This is a genomic window from uncultured Jannaschia sp. (genome assembly GCF_947494025.1).
Classification (GTDB): Bacteria; Pseudomonadota; Alphaproteobacteria; order Rhodobacterales; family Rhodobacteraceae; genus Jannaschia.
Genome location: NZ_CANLTQ010000018.1, coordinates 12,243 through 28,721, shown reverse-complemented (window position 1 = coordinate 28,721; position 16,479 = coordinate 12,243). Strand labels below are relative to the sequence as shown.

The window sequence follows — 16,479 nt, the reverse complement described above, 5'->3', positions numbered from 1 at the left end:
GCAGTGACGGGCCGCTACCGACGTCAGCTGGCCGCACCCACGCGGATTGCAGGATTGCAATCCGAACGACAGGCACGCCTCATCGGACGCCCCGATGATCCAGCGGTGACATGCCGTCACCCGGGGCAGAACCATGGAGCAAGACCGCGAGACCTTCAAAGGCAACGGCGCGGGCGGCGCGGCGTCCCATGAGCCATGGCTCGCTCGGGCGCACCGTTGGCTGGCGCCGGCGGCGACCGCCCTTCTGTTCGCGGCAGGCCTCGCCATGCTCCACCGCCTGCTCGCGCCGATAGGCCTGGCCGCGCTACGCGATCAGCTGACCGCCGTGACGCCGATGACCTATCTCGGCGCCTTCGCGGCGACGGCCCTGGCTTACGGCGTCTTCATCGGTTTCGATCGGGTGGCCCTAAGCCACCTGCGGCTGCCGGTCCGGCCGGCGGCGGCCGTGCTTGGTGCGGCGCTCGGCTACGCCGTGGGCAACACGGTGGGGCTGAGCGCGCTGTCGGGCGGCGCGGCGCGCTGGCGCGTCTACGCCCGCGAGGGTCTCGACGGCTGGCAGGTCGCGGCCGTCTCGACCTTTACGACGGTCGCCTACGGGATCGGCGCGGCGATTGTAGGCCTCGCCGCGCTGGCCGTCGATCCGACCGCGCTGGCCGCGTTGAGCAGCCTGTCACCCGTACAGGTCCGGCTCGCGGCCCTCGCCGCGCTCGCCGCCGGGGCCGTCGGCCTGTCCCTGCAGTCCCTGCGGCGGCGGCCGATCGCCCTCGGCCGCCTCAGGCTTCGCCCGGTTGCCCTCGGGGTGCTCGGCCGGCTCCTTGCGCTGACCCTAGCCGAGATGGGCTTGGCGGCGGTGATCCTGCACCTGCTTCTGCCGCCAGGAACGATCTCCTGGCTGGAGCTGATCGTCGTCTACGCGGCGGCTACGCTCGCGGCCGTCGCGAGCCACGTGCCCGGAGGCGTCGGCGTGTTCGAGGGCGCCGTGATCGCCGCTCTCCCCACCTCGGTGCCGGCCTCGTCGGCGCTGGCGGCGCTCCTGGTGTTCCGGCTGATCTACCTGGTCGTGCCGTTCCTCCCGGCGATGGCGGTCTTGCCGTTCGTGCGGGTGCGTGCCGTCCCGCTGCCGGCCAAAAGCGATTGCAGGATTGTAATTCCCCCGACAGGCGGGGGCGACGGACCGACCTCATCTCGGATGGCATGGGGCGCCATGACGGCGGCCCGAGACCTGAGGAGATGGACGATGAGAATGACGAACACGAAGCTCGGCCTGGCGGCCTTGGCGGCCCTGGGCCTTCTCGGCGGCGCGGCCGCCGCGCAGTCGGGCGGCGGAACCGGCTCCGACGACCAGGCGGAGGCCCAGGCGCTCATGGCTACGAACATGACGCTGAGCGAAGCGATCTCGGCCGCAGAAGACTCCGGCGGAGGCCACGCCATGAGCGCCGAGTTCGACCACGGGGACGATGGCGAGCGGGCCGGCTTCGAAGTCGAGCTGGCGGCTGCGGACGGGTCGATCTCCAAATTCTTCGTCGGCGCGACCGATGGGGCAGTGACGTCCTACGACGACGCTAGCGACGACGGCGACGGCGACGGCGAAGACAACGACTGACACTCGGTGTAGCCTCGCATAGACGATCAGGCCGGCGGCGCCTACGCGTGCCGCCGGCCCCTCCATAGGCGGACTCATGAAGATACTCGTGATCGAGGACGACAAGACGGCAGGCCCCTACATCGTGGAGGGCCTACGCGAGGAGGGCCATTCCGTCGACCTGCTCGCGAACGGTCAGGATGGGCTGATCCAGGCGACCGTGGGCGCCTATGACGTGATGGTCGTGGACCGGATGCTGCCCGGGCTCGACGGCGTCTCCCTGGTCAAGACCCTGCGTGGCGCGAAGAACCGCACGCCTGTCCTGCTGCTCACCGCGCTCGGCGGGGTCGATGATCGGATCGAGGGGCTGGATGCGGGCGCCGACGACTACCTCGTGAAGCCCTTCGCCTTCGGCGAGTTGAAGGCGCGGATCGCCGCGCTCGGCCGGCGCCCGCAGATGGCCGAGGAGCCGACGGCCCTGCGCGCCCGCGACCTAGAGATGAACCTGCTTACGCGCAAGGTGACGCGGGGCGGGACTTCGATCGACCTGCTGCCGCGCGAATTCGCGCTGCTCGAGCACCTTCTGCGTCGCAAGGGCCGGGTGCAGACCCGGACCATGCTGCTCGAGGCGGTGTGGGACATCCACTTCGATCCGCAGACCAATGTGGTCGAGACCCATGTGAGCCGCCTGCGCGGCAAGGTGGACAAGCCCTTCGACCGCGACTTGATCGAGACGGTGCGCGGCGCAGGCTACCGGATCGACGCCGAGTGACGCCCGGCCTGCCGGGAAACCCGCTCAGATCGACGCCGCTCCGTCTGACGCTGATCCTGATCGCGATCTTCACGGTCTCGTCGCTCGCCATCTTCAGTTTCTCGTTCCTCGCCGTTCGGCAGGACTTCGATGACGCCCTGCGGGAGAGCGTCACGCAGGCGCTCGCGAGCTACCAGGCCATCGACGAGGAGGAGGAGCTGCGGGAGCGGCTGGCCGCCGAGGTCGCGGCGATACCAGCCGAGATGACGGTGCTGCGCTTCGTGCCCGATGCCGGGGCGTCTGTCGGCAATGTCGATGGCCTGCCGGACATCGACGTCCTCCGCGTCCTGTCCGAAGGCGAGATCGCGGCAGGCACGCGCGCGCTCTCCGACAGCTATCTCGCGATCGGCGGCTGGGTCGCGGGCGGGCATCTGGTCGTCGCGCAGACCCGCGAGCAGGTCGTCGAGATGGGAGAGCTGTTCCTGACCGTCTTTCTGGTCGGCTTCCTGCCGACGCTGGCGATGGCCTCGGCGGCCGGGCTGGCCGTTGCGCGCCGGGCGCGCGACCGCGTGGAAGCGATCCGCGGGACGCTGGCCGAGCTGACCTCCGGCGACCTGACGGCGCGGGTGCCGGACGTGACCGACGCGGCGGACGATCTCGAGCAGATCGGCCGGGCGGTGAACGGGATGGCCCGCGCGCAGGCCACGTCCACGGCCTCGCTCCGCCAGATCTCGGCCGACATCGCCCATGACCTGAAGACGCCGATCCAGCGGGTCGCGATCCAGCTGGAGCGGCTTGAAAGCAGGACCTACCTGACCGCGGACCAGAAGGGGACCGTCGAGGCCGCGCGGGCCGAGTGCGACCGCATCGTGCGCACGTTCCAGTCGCTCCTGCAGATCGCGCAGCTCGAGGGCGGCGCCGTCCGCGACCGCTTCACGCCGACCGACCTGCGCGCGGTCGTCTCGGGTGTCGTGGACATCTACGGGCCGGATGCCGAGGCGAGCGGCCATGATCTGCGACTGGACGTGGTCGGGGCCGGACCGTTCGACGTGAACGGCGATCGGCAACTGCTGGGCCAGGTGCTCGCCAACCTGATCGAGAACGGCCTGCGCCACGTGCCTCTGGGCGGCCGCATCGTCGTGACCCTCGCGCGCGAGGGTCCTCGGGCCGCCCTCGTCGTCGCCGACGACGGCCCCGGGATCCCGGCGGAGGAGCGCGACCTCGTGCTTCGGCGCCTCTACCGGCTGGAGCGCAGCCGCACGACGGACGGCAGCGGCCTCGGGCTGTCGCTCGTCGCCGCCATCGCCGGGCTGCACGATGCCACGCTCTCGCTCGGCGACGCGGCGCCGGGCCTAATCGTGCGCCTCGCCTTTCCGGCGGCGGGCGCCGGCTCGAAGGAGTAAGCATCCGGTCTGCCTCACGGCGAACAGGCCGGCCTTGCGTGAAGGCTGACCCCGATTGCTGCATGATCGGATCGTCGTCCGGAGACGGCTCAGTTGTCGCCGATGATCGCCTCGATCTGCTCCTTCGTCGTGCTGCCTGAGTCCGAGACGAGGGCGTGGATCGCGGCGAGCTGTCCGAGCGACAGCGTTTGCACCTCGGTGGTGATGCCGTGGCTGTCGAAGAACCGCTCGATGCTCATGTCGAGCTGGCTCTCGCTCGCCTCGTCGGTGGCGGTCGATTGCGCAAAAGCGGGCAACGGTGCGGCCAACGTGACGGCCATCGCGGCGGCGAGGGACAGGGCGCCGAGCGCGCTGCGCGGGTTTGGTCCGGTCATGTTCTGTATCCTCTTCTTGTCGACGCGACCCCATCGGCTGCGCCTGTCATCATTATGAGGAGCCGGGATCAAGCGTGTCTGTCGGCTGGATTACAGTCCTGCAATGGAGATTCCGTCAACGAAGCATCGAAGGCGAGCGGCGTCTCGATCTGTCCGATCCGGAACGCGGCATGCAATGCCAGCACGATCGGCACCGAGACGAGCCAGGCGAAGACCACGTCGCTGAGGAAGTGCGCCCCGAAGGCGACGCGCAAGAGCGAGCCGAAGATGGCGACCGCGACGATGCCGACCCTGGCCACGACGCAGTGCCGGGCGGGCAGGAGCGGCACCGCGACGAGCAGGAGGATCGTCGTCATGGTGGCCAGCGCGCTGGCCTCGCCCGAGACGAAACTGCAATGCGACGGGCATTGGTCGGCGGCGGTGAGCACCGGCGTGAAGGCCGCGTCGCCGCCGAAGAGGTCGACGTTCCAGGGCCGGGCGCGGCCGGACTGGGGTTTGAGCACCGCGTTGACCAGAAGGCCCGGGCCGAGCGCGTAGGACGCGGTCGCGAAGGCGAGGACGCGCGTACGCAGGACGCGGCTGGCCGGCCAGGCCAGGCCCGCGAGCAGCATCCCGACCACCACGATCATTGCGCCGTCGGTCAGGCCGATCATCGCGTCCCGTACGGCGTTCCAGGCCATGGAGGCACGCAACGGGAAGCCCCGGGCGTCGCCGAAGATACCGCTGATCCGAAGATCCAGGTTCGGGAAGGTCAAGAACAGGGCTGCGACCAGGAGGGCCGCGATGCCCACGGCCTCGATCCGGCTCAGGACGGGGTTGGGACGGCTCACGAGCGAAGCTCCGTCTGCGGAGCGTCCAGTGGCTCGACGGGCTGTTCCCGGCCGAGCAGACGACCACTTTCGCAGCCGCGCCTGCGGATGAGCCATGCGGCGCCGAGGAGGTCCGGGATGCCGACGAGCGCGCGGGCGAGGTTGGAGTATTTCGACGCGCCGCCCAAGCGCTCGCGATGCGTTACGCGCGTGACGGCCACGTCCCAGCCCTCGCGCAGCATCATCGCGGGCATGAATCGGTGGATGTGGTCGAACCAGGACAGGTCGAGATAGGCGGCGCGGCGGAACGCCTTCATGCCGCAGCCCGAATCGCGCACGCCGTCGCGCAGCAGAGCGCGGCGGATGGCGTTCGCCGCCTGTGATGCCAAGCGACGCCAGGCCGTGTCCAGACGGCGGATGCGCTCGCCCTGCACGAGGCCCAGACGATCCGCGCCCGAAGCATCGAACGGCGCGAGCAGCAACGGAATCTGGTTGGGCGGGTTCTGCCCGTCGCCGTCGAGCGTGACGACGATGGCGCCGCACGCGCGCCGGACGCCCTGGCGGATCGCGCAGGACTGCCCGCGGGGCGCGTCGTTGCGGATCACGGCGAGAAAGTCATGGCGTGCCTGGAGCGCGTTCAACGCGTGGTGCGTCCCGTCTGTCGAGCCGTCGTCGACGACGATCAGCTCGAAGGCGTGGTGCGCGAGCACCCGTCCGATCTCCGCCACCAGCGGGCCGATGGCCACGACCTCGTCGCGGGCGGGAACGATCACGCTGATCGCCGGCGCGACGGCGTCAGGGTCGCGGGATGTCATGAAGTGGGCTCCGGAGCGGGCGCGTCGGCGACGTGCCAGATGGCATAGGGGGCGTTACGGAATACGATCGTCTCGTGCGGCCGCCAGTCCGGGGCGGCGCGGTCGGAGCGAGCGACGATGATGCCGCCCGGATGGGCGGCCCGCCATTCCGCCAGCGCGGCCGCCGATCGCGGGTTGGCGACCGGTCGCGTCAGCCGCCCGGCGAAGTTGAACTCGGCGTGGTAGGTCTGCCCGTAGAAGGCGATGCCGTCCGTCTCGCGGGACGCGACCGCCTTCGCGATCTCTTCCGTGTCGTAGATGCCGCGCGTGTCGGTCAGGCCGATGGCCAGGTCGAAAGACAGCAGCAGGCCTAGGGACAGCACCGCGCCTCCACGCAGGCTACCGAGACGGATCGCGAGCCAGCAGACCGTCAGAGTCAGCAGGACCCACACGACGAGGATCGAGCGGGGGTGCACCAGATCGGCGGCCTTGCCGATAGGGACCAAGCCGGCCGCCACACCTAGGCCGAGGGCCGCCAGCAGGAGGACCGGCAAGGCGGCGACCATGACGGTGCTGCGGACGTCCCGCGCGAGCCGCGCGACGACGATGGCTACGGCCGCCAACTCGGGCACCAGATAGTGCGCCTGCTTGCCGCTGATGAGGCTGAAGAGGAGGAGCGCGCCCCCGCCCCAGACGAGGCAGAGCCGCAGGCCCGGCTCCCGGAAGATGTCCCGATCAAGCGCCGCGCGCCACAGGCCCGGCATCCAGGCCCAGGGAAACAGCAGTGCCGGCAGCAGGGCGAGGTAGAACCACCAGGGTTTGGCATGGGCGAAGCTGTCGGCCATTCGTCCCGCGCTCTGCGTCCACAGGACAGCTTCGCGGTATTCGGGACCACCCGCGACGATGGCCGGGATGAGCCACAGCGCGACGACGCCGAGCGCCGTGGCAAGCGCCAGCCCGCCGCCGGCGACAAGGCGGCGGGCAGATGCGCGCCGACGCTTGCCGGCCCAGAGCGGTACCAGCAGCAGCGCCGGTGCCACGTGGATCAGGATCACCGGCCCCTTGACCAGTACGCCTGCGGCGATGGCTGCCCCGAGCAGCGCCCAGTAGCGGCCCCGACCGGTCTCGGCCGCGCGCAAGAGCGCCAGCATCGCCGCAACTGTCGCTGCCGCGAGGGCGGCGTCGAACATCGTCAACCCGCCGTAGAAGCCGAAGATCAGTAGGCCCGAAAGGGCGAGGACCGCGCGGGGTCCGGCGCCCGCGTCTTCGGGCCAGAGCGCCCGCGACAGCCGGCCGGTCAACAAGATCGCCAGCACGGCGAAGGCGGGACCGACCAGCCGCGCACCGGTCTCCGAGACCCCTGTGGCGGACCAGACCGCATTGATCGCCCAGAAGAGCAGCGGCGGCTTGTGGGTGTAGAGCGCGAAGTTCTTCGACGGAACCAGCCAATCGCCGGACAGCCACATCTCCCAGGCGACGGCCAGATAACGGGTCTCGTCGATCGGCATGGCGGGGCGCAGGAGGACGCCTGCCACGGCGACCGATACGAAGGCGAGCACCGCGGTGCGTGCAGCAGCGCCGTCGGTCATGCCGCGAGCGACCGCCGGGCACGTCCGATCAGCGCGAGGTTGCGCGCGTAGACGACGAGACCAGTTGCCTGCCCCAGAATGAAGACCGGGTCGCGCCGCCAGATCGCGTAGCTCAGGAGCGTGATCCCGCCCAGCAGGCTGAACCACCAGAAAGCTACCGGGATCACGCTTTGGCGCCGACGCTCGCTGACGATCCACTGCACCAGGAACCGCGAGGTGAAGAAAAGCTGCCCGGCAAGCCCCACCCCGATCCAGATCGTCTCCGCCGTCATCTCGTCTCCTCGTCCGACGCGCGGTTGCGCCCGCGGTCCGAGGGGCTCGTGACGGTCGAACCTTACGTTTCGCTGACGGGCGGATTAGCCTGCGACGAGCTTGCCGATGCGGAGGGTCGATGCGCCTGCTGGTGGTGGAGGACGAGCGGGATCTGGCGGGCGCGGTGGCCGACCACCTGCGCGCGGCCTCCCATGCCGTCGACGTGGTCGCGACGCTCGACGACGCGATGGGCGCCGCGCGCGCCGTAGCCTACGCGCTGATCCTGCTCGACCTGGCGCTGCCGGACGGCGAGGGGCTCGCGCTGCTCCGCGATCTGCGGGAGCGCGGCGACGCCACGCCCGTGCTGATCGTCACCGCGCGCGACCGGATCACCGAGCGGATTGCGGGGCTCGATGCAGGCGCGGATGATTACCTGGTAAAGCCCTACGACCTCGACGAGATGCTCGCGCGGGTCGCGGCGATTCTGCGCCGGATCGACGGGGACCGGACGCCCGAGCGACGGTTCGGCGCGCTGCGCCTCGTGCCCGCAACGGGATTGGTCGAGGTGGATGGCATCCCCATATCGCTGACCCGCAGGGAGTGGGCTGTGCTGGACCGGCTGAGCCGCAGGCCCGACCTGACCGTGGGTCGCTCGGAGCTGGAGGACGCGGTCTACGGCTTCGGCGAGGAGGTCGAAAGCAACGCCATCGAGGCGCATGTGAGCCGTCTGCGCGCCAAGCTGGGGCGCGACGCGGTCGAGACGGTGCGCGGCTTCGGCTACCGGATGGGCCAGGCATGAGGGCCGATCGCAGCCTCGCGCGGCGGCTGGCGCGTCTCACGAGCCTTGGCTTCGCGGCGATCTGGCTGCTCGCGACGTTGGCCATGGCGCTCGTGCTGCGGTCCGAGCAGGAAGAGCTTCTCGACCTCACGCTGCGAGAGACGGCCGAGCTGTTCCAGCCGGTCTTAGTCGAGCGTTGGAAGAGCGGCGAGGGCGGCGCGATGGCCCCGTCGGACGACCCGCCCGATGCCGATGAGGCGCTGGTTTTCCTGTTGCTCGACTCCGAGGGTCGCGTCTTGCTGCGCTCCGCCGGCACGGCGCAGGCAGACCTCCCCAAGGGGCCGCCTGCGCGGGGATACCGCGAGACCGAGACCCACGCTTTTTACCTGACCGGCGCGGACGAGGCGGGATATGCCGTGGCCTTCGGCGACCCGCTGCACGAGCGGTGGGAGGCCTACCGCGACAGCTTCCTAGCCTTCCTCCTGCCGATGCTGGCGCTCCTGCCGATCGGCTACCTGATGGTCGGCTGGATCGCGCGGACCGCGCTGCGCCCGCTCGACGCGCTGCGCGGCGAGATCGCCGCCCGGGGAGACGGGCGGCTCGACCCGATCGACGCGGGCGGGCAACCGGGCGAGCTGCGCGCAATCACAGCGACGCTAAACGGGCTGATGATCCGGCTCGGCCGCGCCATCGACGGCGAGCGCGCCTTCGCCACCAACGCCGCGCACGAGCTGCGCACACCCGTGGCCGTGGCGCTCGCGCAGGTTCAACGGCTGAAGGCCGAGGCCCGCAACGACGACCGAGAGCGGATCGCGCGGATCGAGACGGCGCTCGTGCGCATGTCGCGGCTGGTCGCTCGGCTGCTGCAGCTCGCCCGCGCCGATGCCGGGATCGGGGCGGCAACCGATCCACAGGATCTTCGGTCGTTGCTCGACCTCGTCCTCGAGGACAGCCGCCGCGACCCCGCGCGCGCCTCTCGGCTGACGGTCGCGATGTCCGCCGGCCCCGTCATGGCGCGGATCGACGCAGATGCCTTCGCCATCCTGGCGGGGAACCTCGTCGACAACGCGTTCCAGCACGCGCCGGAGGGATCCGATATCCGCGTCACGCTCACGTCCGACGCCGTGCTGCGCGTCGAGAATGATGGCATTTGCCTGCCCGAGGCCGAGCTCGCCGGGCTCACGCGGCGCTTCCGCCGCGGCCGTGTCGCGGGCGGGGGGTTCGGGCTCGGCCTCCACATCGCCGAGACCATCGCTAGGCAGTCCGGCGGCAGCCTCGCGCTCGCCTCCCCGCCGGTGGGGCGCGAGGGCGGGTTCGCCGCGACGTTCCACGCAGTCGCCTGACGCGGATTTTGGTCGGTCAGGCGCGCATGGGATTGCATGGCCGTGTCCCCTCATCGAGGACATCCCGGGTAAGCGCATCGACGTAGGCCCACGAATACGCCCCGTCCCGCAGGTCGAGGCGTAGCAGGCCCGTCCGCCCGAAGGCCGCCGCCTCCGTCGTCTCCAGCCTCGGCCGATCTTCAGACGTCTTCCCGCCCGTCCCTACGGTGAAGGCGACGGTGCCGATGCCGGGGGCCATCCGGCCTGCGCCGTCGAGCGCCACGGTGCGCTCGTAGAAGTGGTTGTGGCCGTTCAGGACCAGCGTTGCGCCGCCCTGCTGGAGCTGCCGAAAGAGGTCGACGGCGCTCGCCCGGCCGTCGCGCTCCGCGAGCGAGTGCGCGGGCTTGTGGTAGAACGCGAGGATGCAGGCGCCGCCAGCCTCGTCGAGCCGGTCGCGAAGCCATGTCGACTGGGGAGAGCTGGGGGACGCGTCCACCTCGCTATTCAGCGACAGGATCAGCCAGCCGGGCACGTTGACCGCATACCATCCGCGTCGGTCCGGTCCGGCTTGCGCGCCGAAGTAGTCGTAGTAGCCAAACGCGGCGGGGGTGTTGTATTCGTGATTGCCGGGCGCCGGCAGGATGCGGGGCTTCAGAGAGCCCCAGGTCGGCTCGAAGCAGTGCTCGAATTCCACGGGACGACCCTTGCTGTAGACGATATCGCCAAGAGCCAGGATCGGCGCTTCAGGCCAACTTTCTGCCAGGGCCGCGGTCTCGTTGGCAAGCGCGGTGGTCGGGTCCAGCGCGCTTTCCAGCCCGAGGAGACCGGCAAAGTTCGGCAGCTTGTCGGCGAAGCCGGGCCGCTCTTCACAACTCGCGATATCCCCAACAGCGAGGAGGGTCGTGGTGCCGTCGGCAGCGGTATCGGTCTGAACTACTTTTTGCGGTGTCAGGCCGTTCGGCGGAAAGATGAACGCTCGTGCCTCCGAGATGAGGTATCCCATGCCCTGGTACTCGATGGCCGCCAGAACGAGCAGGGTAAGAAGGGTTCCGGCGAAGGTTTTCCAGATCATGGTGGCTGCGGCCTCGTTGATTGATTCAACGGGGCGTTAGATGCCGTTCCTGACGGACAGCTTACGAGAAGTGAGACTAAGCATTTTACATAATAGCACTTACAATTTACAGAGTTCTGAACGAATTCCTGTTGATGATCATGCTCTTACCACCAGACCTCAACGCAGGCTGCTCCGCTCTCCTCTGCGGCGACAATATCGGCGTAGCGTACACGTAGTGCTGCTTCGACAGCGGCCGTCGAACTATTGCCGCCGCGCAGCCAGACGACGAGCGGAGGCGCGCCACGAAGCGTAGCTATCTCCGCCAGGTCGACGTCGCGGGTGGCGATCGCGAAACCGTCTTGGGCCGCATGCTCCCAAACGTCTGTGTCAGGGGCGCGATCCAGATCGATTAGACGGACTTGAGTTGACCCCGGGAATAAGGTCGGCCAGCCGCAGTGGAAGACGGTGGCTGAGATTCTGATCGAACAGAAGCTTCACGACAAAGGAAGCGAACCGGGTCCCGTCACTCCGCCGCGACGGTCGTGGTGTGCTCGCGCTCCGCGGCGAAGGCCAACGCAGCGCGGATGTCCGCCTCAGTCAGTTCGGGAAAGTCCTCGATGATCTCTGCGACGCTCATGCCCGAGGCCAGCCAGCCCAGCACGTCGCCCACGGTAATACGCATGCCGCGGATTACGGGACGTCCGCCACGAAGACCCGGGACCATCGTGACGATCCCGGCCCATAGGGGCTGCTGTGGCTCCGATGGGGACGGCATTGTCATATAAGGAAGATAGCGCGCAGCATGGTCTGTGGAAAGAAGGCGTCTCATTCTGTCGTCCTGTCTACCTACCACTGATGGTTACTGAACATGAAGACTGTTACCTATCTATTTAGAAAGGTTATCCAAAGTTTTTGGAACTGAGGTCGGTTATGTATAATCAGCTCTGACCGATGTGGGCTCAGACTTGGTGTTCTCTCATTTTTCTTTGCGTGATATCTCGAGACAATGACCAAACCTACCCTACCTCGCCCCGTCCGAGTATCCCAAAAGTGGGGCTTCGGCCTCTCCCCTGAGAAACCAGAGACACGCGCCCGCCGCATGACTGCTGCACGTCGGACAATTGATCTAATCAAAGGCGACAACGCCGATACAGCTACTGATCTCGAAGCACTTTCCGAATCGAAGGGCCTTTTCAGTAGAGCTTACCGCCAAGATCAGTGGGATTGGTTCATAGTCTGGTCCTATCTAGGACGTCCACCAAATCATCTGTTGCAACAGTCTGCTACGGGTCTAGGCGAGCTTCGAAAATCTCTAAAGTCAGACCAACCAGAATTTGTAGAACATTTACGCGGTGAACTACAAAGCTGCGGTGTTCCTCGATTTCTTGGAAATTATCTCACGGGAAGAACGGATTGGAAAGGAGGAGTAATATACGTCTTGTCATCGCGATCCCAGCCTGAATTTCTAAAGATCGGTTATACGACTCGAGATCCAATATTGCGCGCCTCCGAGATAAACGCCGCTACTGCTGTTCTGGAGCCCTTCGGTGTTCGAGCGGCATGGACCGTGGAAGAAGCAGCTAGGACGGAGAAGGAAATACATAGATTATTGGATGATTATCGCGTCAGACAAGATAGGGAGTTTTTCAATCTTCCGTTTCGAGAAGCTTTCGAAATTATCGGTCAATACGTGCGCGCTCGGCAAAACCAATGAGAAAATCTAATCTTATTAATTAATGTCAGACGTTCGCTCTATGCAATATAAAAGGAACTATACATTTTATGCGATAGCTGCGATCACCGGTATAAGGGTTGGATCTAGGGTCAGGACCCATAAACTTGCTTGAGGGTGCCCCGGCTGCGTGATTCAAGCTCCCAAACAGAGGGGGCATGATGAGCGGGCATTTCTGGCTGACCGACGAGCAGATTGAGCGGCTGCGGCCATTCTTTCCGAAGTCCCGAGGCAAGCCACGCGTTGATGACCGGCGGGTGCTGAGCGGGATAATCTACATCAAGAAGAACGGTTTGCAGTGGAAGGATGCGCCTTCCATCTACGGCCCGCCCAAGACGCTCTACAACCGGTTCGTCCGCTGGTCACGCATGGGCGTGTTCGCCCGGATTTTCGTCGAGTTGGCGCAGCCCGGACCGGACGGCGAGACCATCATGATCGACAGCACCCACCTCAAGGCGCACCGCACGGCGGCAAGCCTCTCAAAAGGGGGACTCGGCCGAGGGCAATCGGGCGGACAAAGGGCGGGCTAAACTCGAAGCTGCACATGGTCTGCGACGGATTGGGACGGCCGTTGACCTTCTTCCTGTCACCAGGCCAGATGAGCGATGCGAAAGGCGCGCTGGCTCTGCTGAATGCCCTGCCGCCCGCCAAGGCGCTTCTTGCCGACAAGGGCTACGATGCCGATTGGTTCCGCGAAGCCCTTGAGGACAAGGGGATCGCTGTGTGCATCCCGGCCCGGCGCGGACGGAAGAACCCCGCCAGCCACGACCGGAAACTCTATAAGCAGCGCCACCGGATCGAGAACCTCTTTGCCCGCCTCAAAGACTGGCGCCGGATCGCCACCCGCTACGACAGATGCGGCGAGCTGTTCCTATCCGCCATCTGTATCGCCGCAACCGTCATGTTCTGGTTGTGAGTCCTGAGCCTAAGACCTCGTGGAGGAGGACTTCGAGGAGGCGGGCGCGGGTGGTGTCGGCGGTGGTGAGGGAGGTCTCCAACCGGTCGCAGAGGGCCATGAGGACATCGACCTTCGCCACGATGCGGTGTTGTTCGGCGAGGGGTGGGAGGGGGATGGGCAGCTCCCGCAAGATTCCCAAGTTCAGACCCTTATACGCGATCCCGCGAAGGTTATTTTGGATGTGATCCCAAAAGTAGGGCGAGAGCATCAAGTAAACCAAGAAAGGCCCGGAAAGATCGGCCGCAATGGGGATGACGGCGACTTCTCGAGCGACGTTGTGCCCCTTGAGATCGTCGGGCACCAATGCGACGCCACCGAGCGTCCCACGGATGTTGATCACAACCTCACCGCCTTCGAGCCGCGTCCTTGCGTAGTCAGCCTCGATAGACTCTTGGACTTTTCGGACACCCGAGAGGTCAATGAAACCGGGTCTGACATCGCTGCACCGAAGCGTCGGAACGCCGCCAGACTTTGGTTCTGGGCCGAGCTTAATGACGCCGTATGAAATGTCTCGATCTGGGGCGAGGATTTGCCGGACCTGAGCCCAAGCCCAGCCAGGAGGGCATTCAAACGACATTTCCGCCGCATGCTTTGCTGGCGAAGTCCGCGCTGTCTTTTTCTTCTTGCTGGATTCCGAATGCAGTTTGTCGAGCAATTCCGACGCCGGCTCGTCGGTCGGGTTCTGTTCCACCAGTTTGCCGCGGACGGCGAGGTTGAGGATGGTCTGGCGGAGGGGTTTGATCTGGTCCGGGTGCGTGGTGAGGGCGGGGAGCGTGGCGAGGGCGAAGCGGGCGTTGGCCGGGAAATCCGCTTGGTCTGTGCCGGGCGCGGTCAGGCGGGCGAGGCTGGCGGCGGTCAGCCGGTCGCGGGTGGCCTCGCGCGTGGTGCGCACCGCCTCCAGCCGGTCCAGCAGCGCCATCAGTTCCTCTTCCGATCCCACGATCCGCCGCTGTTCGGCGAGGGGTGGGAGGGGGATTTCGATGCCGTTGACCTGCTTCGCGGACAGATGCTTAACGGTCGTCAGAGACGTGTCGCCGTGCAGGTAGCCCAAGATCATCTGGAGCGGTAGTTTCACGAACTTGGGGTCGATTTCGCAGCGCCAGCCGTTGATGCGCATCACCCGCTGGTTCAGAAGCCCATCCGGCCCGGCCCAACGTCGCAAATTGAAGTCGCCGTCCATGCCGACGAGGTAGTCGCCTGCACGCACGAGATAGCCGGGATCGTATTCACCTTCGTAGTATGCCTCGGTGTCCATCTTTGAAATGTCGCGAATGCGGATCAGCGGCATCCCACGTTTCTCGCCATTGAACTGGCTGGACTTGAACGCGAAGCCGTAGCTCGGTCGCGCGATATCGATAAGGCGTGCCCATACCCAATGGGCAGGTGGGACGAAGGGCAACTCGTCGCGCTTGATCACGACGGCGTTGCGCGGCTCCCGGAGCTCCCCCGCCTTCACCAGCCGCGCTTTCTCCGCGGCGATCCGCTTCAGCAATTCCGACGCAGGTTCGTCGGTCGGGTCCTGTTCCACCAGTTTGCCGCGGACGGCGAGGTCCAGCACGAAGCGGCGCAGGCGGGGAACCGCGTTGGGCGCCTCGGCCACCTTCTCGTAGAGGGCAAGCAGGCGGTCGGCGTTCATCGGGCGAGTGCCTCCGACAGGATCGCCTTCAACTGGTCGCGGAGTGCGGCTACCTCGGCCTCGGCGCGGCCCAAGTCCTCCAGCAGCGTCTCGGGGTCGCCGTGATCCTCGGCCACCGTGTAGGGGTTCTTGATGTCGAGGTTGTAGCCGCGGGCCTTCACGTCCTCGGCGCTGACCTTCCAGGCGCGCTCGGTCTCCACCCGCCCCTCGCGGTGCGGCCCGCCCCACCAAGCGGCGCAGTCGGCCAGATGCTCTGCCCTGATGGGCCGGGTCATGGAATAGGCCTTCTGCCCCTCGGGCACCCGGTGTTCCCAGAACCAGATGTCCTGCGTCGGCGCGCCCTTCTCGAAGAACAGCAGGTTCGTGCCGATCGAGGCGTAGGGGCGGAAGACCGAGTTCGGCAGGCGCACGATGGTGTGGAGGTTGCACTCCTCCATCAGCGCCTCCTTCAGCCGGGTCTTGACGCCCTCGCCGAAGAGCGAGCCGTCGGGCAGGACCACCGCCGCGCGGCCGCCGGGTCTCAGCAGGCGGATAATTAGGGCGAGGAAGAGATCGGCGGTCTCGCGGGTGCGGAAGTGCTGCGGGAAGTTGGACTCGATCCCGTCCTCCTCGCGCCCGCCGAAGGGCGGGTTTGTGAGGACGACGTCCACCCGCTCGTCCTTGCCCCAGGAAATGTAGGGGCGGGCCAGCGTGTTGTCGTGGCGCAGGAACGAGGGGTCTTCGATCCCGTGCAACAGCATGTTGGTGACCGCGAGCATGTGGGGGAGTTGTTTCTTCTCCACCGCGCGGAGGCTGGCCTGCATCACAGCCTCGTCCTCGGGGCGCTTCACATGGTGTTCGCGCATGTGACGGATGGCACAGGTCAGAAAGCCGCCCGTTCCGCAGGCCGGATCGAACATCGTCTCGCCGGGGCGCGGTTCGATCATCTCGGTCATGAAGGCTGTGACGGCGCGGGGCGTGTAATATTCGCCCGCGTTGCCGGCCGATTGCAGGTCGTTGAGGATCTGCTCGTAGATGTCGCCGAAGTGCTGCCGCTCGCTCAGGTTGTTGAAATCGATGCCGTCGATTCGATTGACGACCTGCCGCATCAGCTGGCCGGACTTCATGTAATTGTAGGCGTCCTCGAACACGCTGCGCACGGTGCGGGCTCGGGGCGTGGCGGGGATGAGGCCTTTGAGCGTAGGGAAGAGATCGTCGTTCACGAACTCCTGCAGCGCCTCGCCGGTAATGCCCTCGGGGTCGGCCGCCCAGGCCCGCCATTGCAGCCGCTCGGGGATCGGCGAACGGTAATCGTCGCGCAGGAGCTCCAATTCCTGATCCTGATCGTCGATGATCTTGAGGAAGAACATCCAGCACAGCTGGCTGATGCGCTGTGCATCGCCATCGACGCCGGTGTCCTGACGCATGATGTCCTGAATGGATTTGACGAGGGTGCGGACGGACAT

The 16,479-nt window shown here is 66.7% G+C and carries 16 protein-coding genes and 1 pseudogene; 7 read left to right on the top strand and 10 right to left on the bottom strand.

The genetic code is table 11. The annotated features are described in order from the left end of the window. Positions 1-133 precede the first annotated feature (133 nt). The 3 genes from Q1B08_RS15645 (at position 134) to Q1B08_RS15635 (ending at position 3,736) form a co-directional block, all read left to right on the top strand. Positions 134-1,603: a lysylphosphatidylglycerol synthase domain-containing protein gene (locus Q1B08_RS15645; RefSeq protein WP_299820927.1), complete on the top strand. Its 1,470-nt coding sequence runs from the start codon at positions 134-136 to the stop codon at positions 1,601-1,603. Positions 1,604-1,679: 76 nt separating this feature from the next. Continuing rightward, positions 1,680-2,354 (top strand): response regulator transcription factor, encoded by a 675-nt coding sequence (locus Q1B08_RS15640; RefSeq protein ID WP_299820925.1) that lies wholly within the window; start codon positions 1,680-1,682, stop codon positions 2,352-2,354. Beyond that, positions 2,351-3,736: a HAMP domain-containing sensor histidine kinase gene (locus Q1B08_RS15635; RefSeq protein ID WP_299820922.1), complete on the top strand. Its 1,386-nt coding sequence runs from the start codon at positions 2,351-2,353 to the stop codon at positions 3,734-3,736. Before Q1B08_RS15640 ends, Q1B08_RS15635 begins: the two co-directional genes overlap by 4 nt. 89 nt (positions 3,737-3,825) lie before the next feature. Here the strand turns inward: Q1B08_RS15635 and Q1B08_RS15630 are convergent, their stop codons facing one another. The 5 genes from Q1B08_RS15630 to Q1B08_RS15610 form a co-directional block, all read right to left on the bottom strand. Then, entirely contained in the window at positions 3,826-4,110 is a 285-nt protein-coding gene (locus Q1B08_RS15630) for a hypothetical protein (RefSeq protein ID WP_299820918.1), read from the bottom strand. A 68-nt stretch (positions 4,111-4,178) separates the two neighbouring features. Beyond that, positions 4,179-4,940 carry a phosphatase PAP2 family protein gene (locus tag Q1B08_RS15625; RefSeq protein ID WP_299820915.1) on the bottom strand — a complete coding sequence of 254 codons (762 nt, stop codon included), beginning with the start codon at positions 4,938-4,940 and terminating at the stop codon, positions 4,179-4,181. Beyond that, a complete protein-coding gene (locus tag Q1B08_RS15620) occupies positions 4,937-5,734 on the bottom strand; it encodes a glycosyltransferase family 2 protein (protein WP_299820913.1) in 798 nt (265 codons plus the stop codon). The genes Q1B08_RS15625 and Q1B08_RS15620 overlap by 4 nt, the downstream gene beginning before the upstream one ends. Next, positions 5,731-7,302, bottom strand: coding sequence for a glycosyltransferase family 39 protein (locus tag Q1B08_RS15615; protein ID WP_299820910.1), 1,572 nt, complete (start codon positions 7,300-7,302; stop codon positions 5,731-5,733). The genes Q1B08_RS15620 and Q1B08_RS15615 overlap by 4 nt, the downstream gene beginning before the upstream one ends. Continuing rightward, positions 7,299-7,574, bottom strand: coding sequence for a lipid-A-disaccharide synthase N-terminal domain-containing protein (locus Q1B08_RS15610; RefSeq protein ID WP_299820907.1), 276 nt, complete (start codon positions 7,572-7,574; stop codon positions 7,299-7,301). The genes Q1B08_RS15615 and Q1B08_RS15610 overlap by 4 nt, the downstream gene beginning before the upstream one ends. A 119-nt stretch (positions 7,575-7,693) precedes the next feature. On the opposite strand from Q1B08_RS15610, the gene Q1B08_RS15605 reads away from it, so the two are divergent. Together Q1B08_RS15605 and Q1B08_RS15600 are read left to right on the top strand one after the other, a co-directional pair. Beyond that, positions 7,694-8,353, top strand: a complete 660-nt coding sequence (locus tag Q1B08_RS15605) for a response regulator transcription factor (RefSeq protein WP_299820904.1) — start codon at positions 7,694-7,696, stop codon at positions 8,351-8,353. Beyond that, complete coding sequence (locus tag Q1B08_RS15600) at positions 8,350-9,675, top strand: ATP-binding protein (protein ID WP_299820901.1); 1,326 nt, start codon at positions 8,350-8,352, stop codon at positions 9,673-9,675. Before Q1B08_RS15605 ends, Q1B08_RS15600 begins: the two co-directional genes overlap by 4 nt. Before the next feature lie 16 nt (positions 9,676-9,691). Here Q1B08_RS15600 and Q1B08_RS15595 read toward each other — a convergent pair whose 3' ends face one another. The 3 genes from Q1B08_RS15595 to Q1B08_RS15590 form a co-directional block, all read right to left on the bottom strand. Further along, positions 9,692-10,726, bottom strand: coding sequence for a metallophosphoesterase (locus Q1B08_RS15595; RefSeq protein WP_299820897.1), 1,035 nt, complete (start codon positions 10,724-10,726; stop codon positions 9,692-9,694). 146 nt (positions 10,727-10,872) lie between these two features. Beyond that, complete coding sequence (locus tag Q1B08_RS22060; protein ID WP_366140034.1) at positions 10,873-11,184, bottom strand: DUF5615 family PIN-like protein; 312 nt, start codon at positions 11,182-11,184, stop codon at positions 10,873-10,875. A gap of 47 nt (positions 11,185-11,231) precedes the next feature. Then, entirely contained in the window at positions 11,232-11,483 is a 252-nt protein-coding gene (locus Q1B08_RS15590) for a DUF433 domain-containing protein (protein ID WP_366140033.1), read from the bottom strand. Between the two features lie 231 nt (positions 11,484-11,714). Here Q1B08_RS15590 and Q1B08_RS15585 point away from each other — a divergent pair, with 231 nt between their 5' ends. Together Q1B08_RS15585 and Q1B08_RS15580 are read left to right on the top strand one after the other, a co-directional pair. Then, positions 11,715-12,422, top strand: a complete 708-nt coding sequence (locus Q1B08_RS15585; protein ID WP_299820893.1) for a GIY-YIG nuclease family protein — start codon at positions 11,715-11,717, stop codon at positions 12,420-12,422. Positions 12,423-12,598: 176 nt separating this feature from the next. Further along, positions 12,599-13,356: pseudogene (locus Q1B08_RS15580) on the top strand (IS5 family transposase). Here the strand turns inward: Q1B08_RS15580 and Q1B08_RS15575 are convergent. Together Q1B08_RS15575 and Q1B08_RS15570 are read right to left on the bottom strand one after the other, a co-directional pair. Then, positions 13,340-15,034, bottom strand: a complete 1,695-nt coding sequence (locus Q1B08_RS15575) for a restriction endonuclease subunit S (protein ID WP_299820887.1) — start codon at positions 15,032-15,034, stop codon at positions 13,340-13,342. The pseudogene Q1B08_RS15580 and the gene Q1B08_RS15575 overlap by 17 nt on opposite strands. Then, the gene (locus tag Q1B08_RS15570) at positions 15,031-16,479 is read right to left on the bottom strand and encodes a class I SAM-dependent DNA methyltransferase (RefSeq protein WP_299820884.1); all 1,449 of its coding nucleotides are present in this window, start codon (positions 16,477-16,479) and stop codon (positions 15,031-15,033) included. Before Q1B08_RS15570 ends, Q1B08_RS15575 begins: the two co-directional genes overlap by 4 nt.

Bases quoted from the DNA above. Each gene is read 5' to 3' on its own strand.
- Q1B08_RS15645 (WP_299820927.1), top strand. From the start codon at position 134: ATGGAGCAAGACCGCGAGACCTTCAAAGGCAACGGCGCGGGCGGCGCG.
- Q1B08_RS15640 (WP_299820925.1), top strand. From the start codon at position 1,680: ATGAAGATACTCGTGATCGAGGACGACAAGACGGCAGGCCCCTACATC.
- Q1B08_RS15630 (WP_299820918.1), bottom strand. From the start codon at position 4,110: ATGACCGGACCAAACCCGCGCAGCGCGCTCGGCGCCCTGTCCCTCGCC.
- Q1B08_RS15620 (WP_299820913.1), bottom strand. From the start codon at position 5,734: ATGACATCCCGCGACCCTGACGCCGTCGCGCCGGCGATCAGCGTGATC.
- Q1B08_RS15615 (WP_299820910.1), bottom strand. From the start codon at position 7,302: ATGACCGACGGCGCTGCTGCACGCACCGCGGTGCTCGCCTTCGTATCG.
- Q1B08_RS15610 (WP_299820907.1), bottom strand. From the start codon at position 7,574: ATGACGGCGGAGACGATCTGGATCGGGGTGGGGCTTGCCGGGCAGCTT.
- Q1B08_RS15605 (WP_299820904.1), top strand. From the start codon at position 7,694: ATGCGCCTGCTGGTGGTGGAGGACGAGCGGGATCTGGCGGGCGCGGTG.
- Q1B08_RS15600 (WP_299820901.1), top strand. From the start codon at position 8,350: ATGAGGGCCGATCGCAGCCTCGCGCGGCGGCTGGCGCGTCTCACGAGC.
- Q1B08_RS15595 (WP_299820897.1), bottom strand. From the start codon at position 10,726: ATGATCTGGAAAACCTTCGCCGGAACCCTTCTTACCCTGCTCGTTCTG.
- Q1B08_RS15590 (WP_366140033.1), bottom strand. From the start codon at position 11,483: ATGCCGTCCCCATCGGAGCCACAGCAGCCCCTATGGGCCGGGATCGTC.
- Q1B08_RS15585 (WP_299820893.1), top strand. From the start codon at position 11,715: ATGACCAAACCTACCCTACCTCGCCCCGTCCGAGTATCCCAAAAGTGG.
- Q1B08_RS15575 (WP_299820887.1), bottom strand. From the start codon at position 15,034: ATGAACGCCGACCGCCTGCTTGCCCTCTACGAGAAGGTGGCCGAGGCG.
- Q1B08_RS15570 (WP_299820884.1), bottom strand. From the start codon at position 16,479: ATGTCCGTCCGCACCCTCGTCAAATCCATTCAGGACATCATGCGTCAG.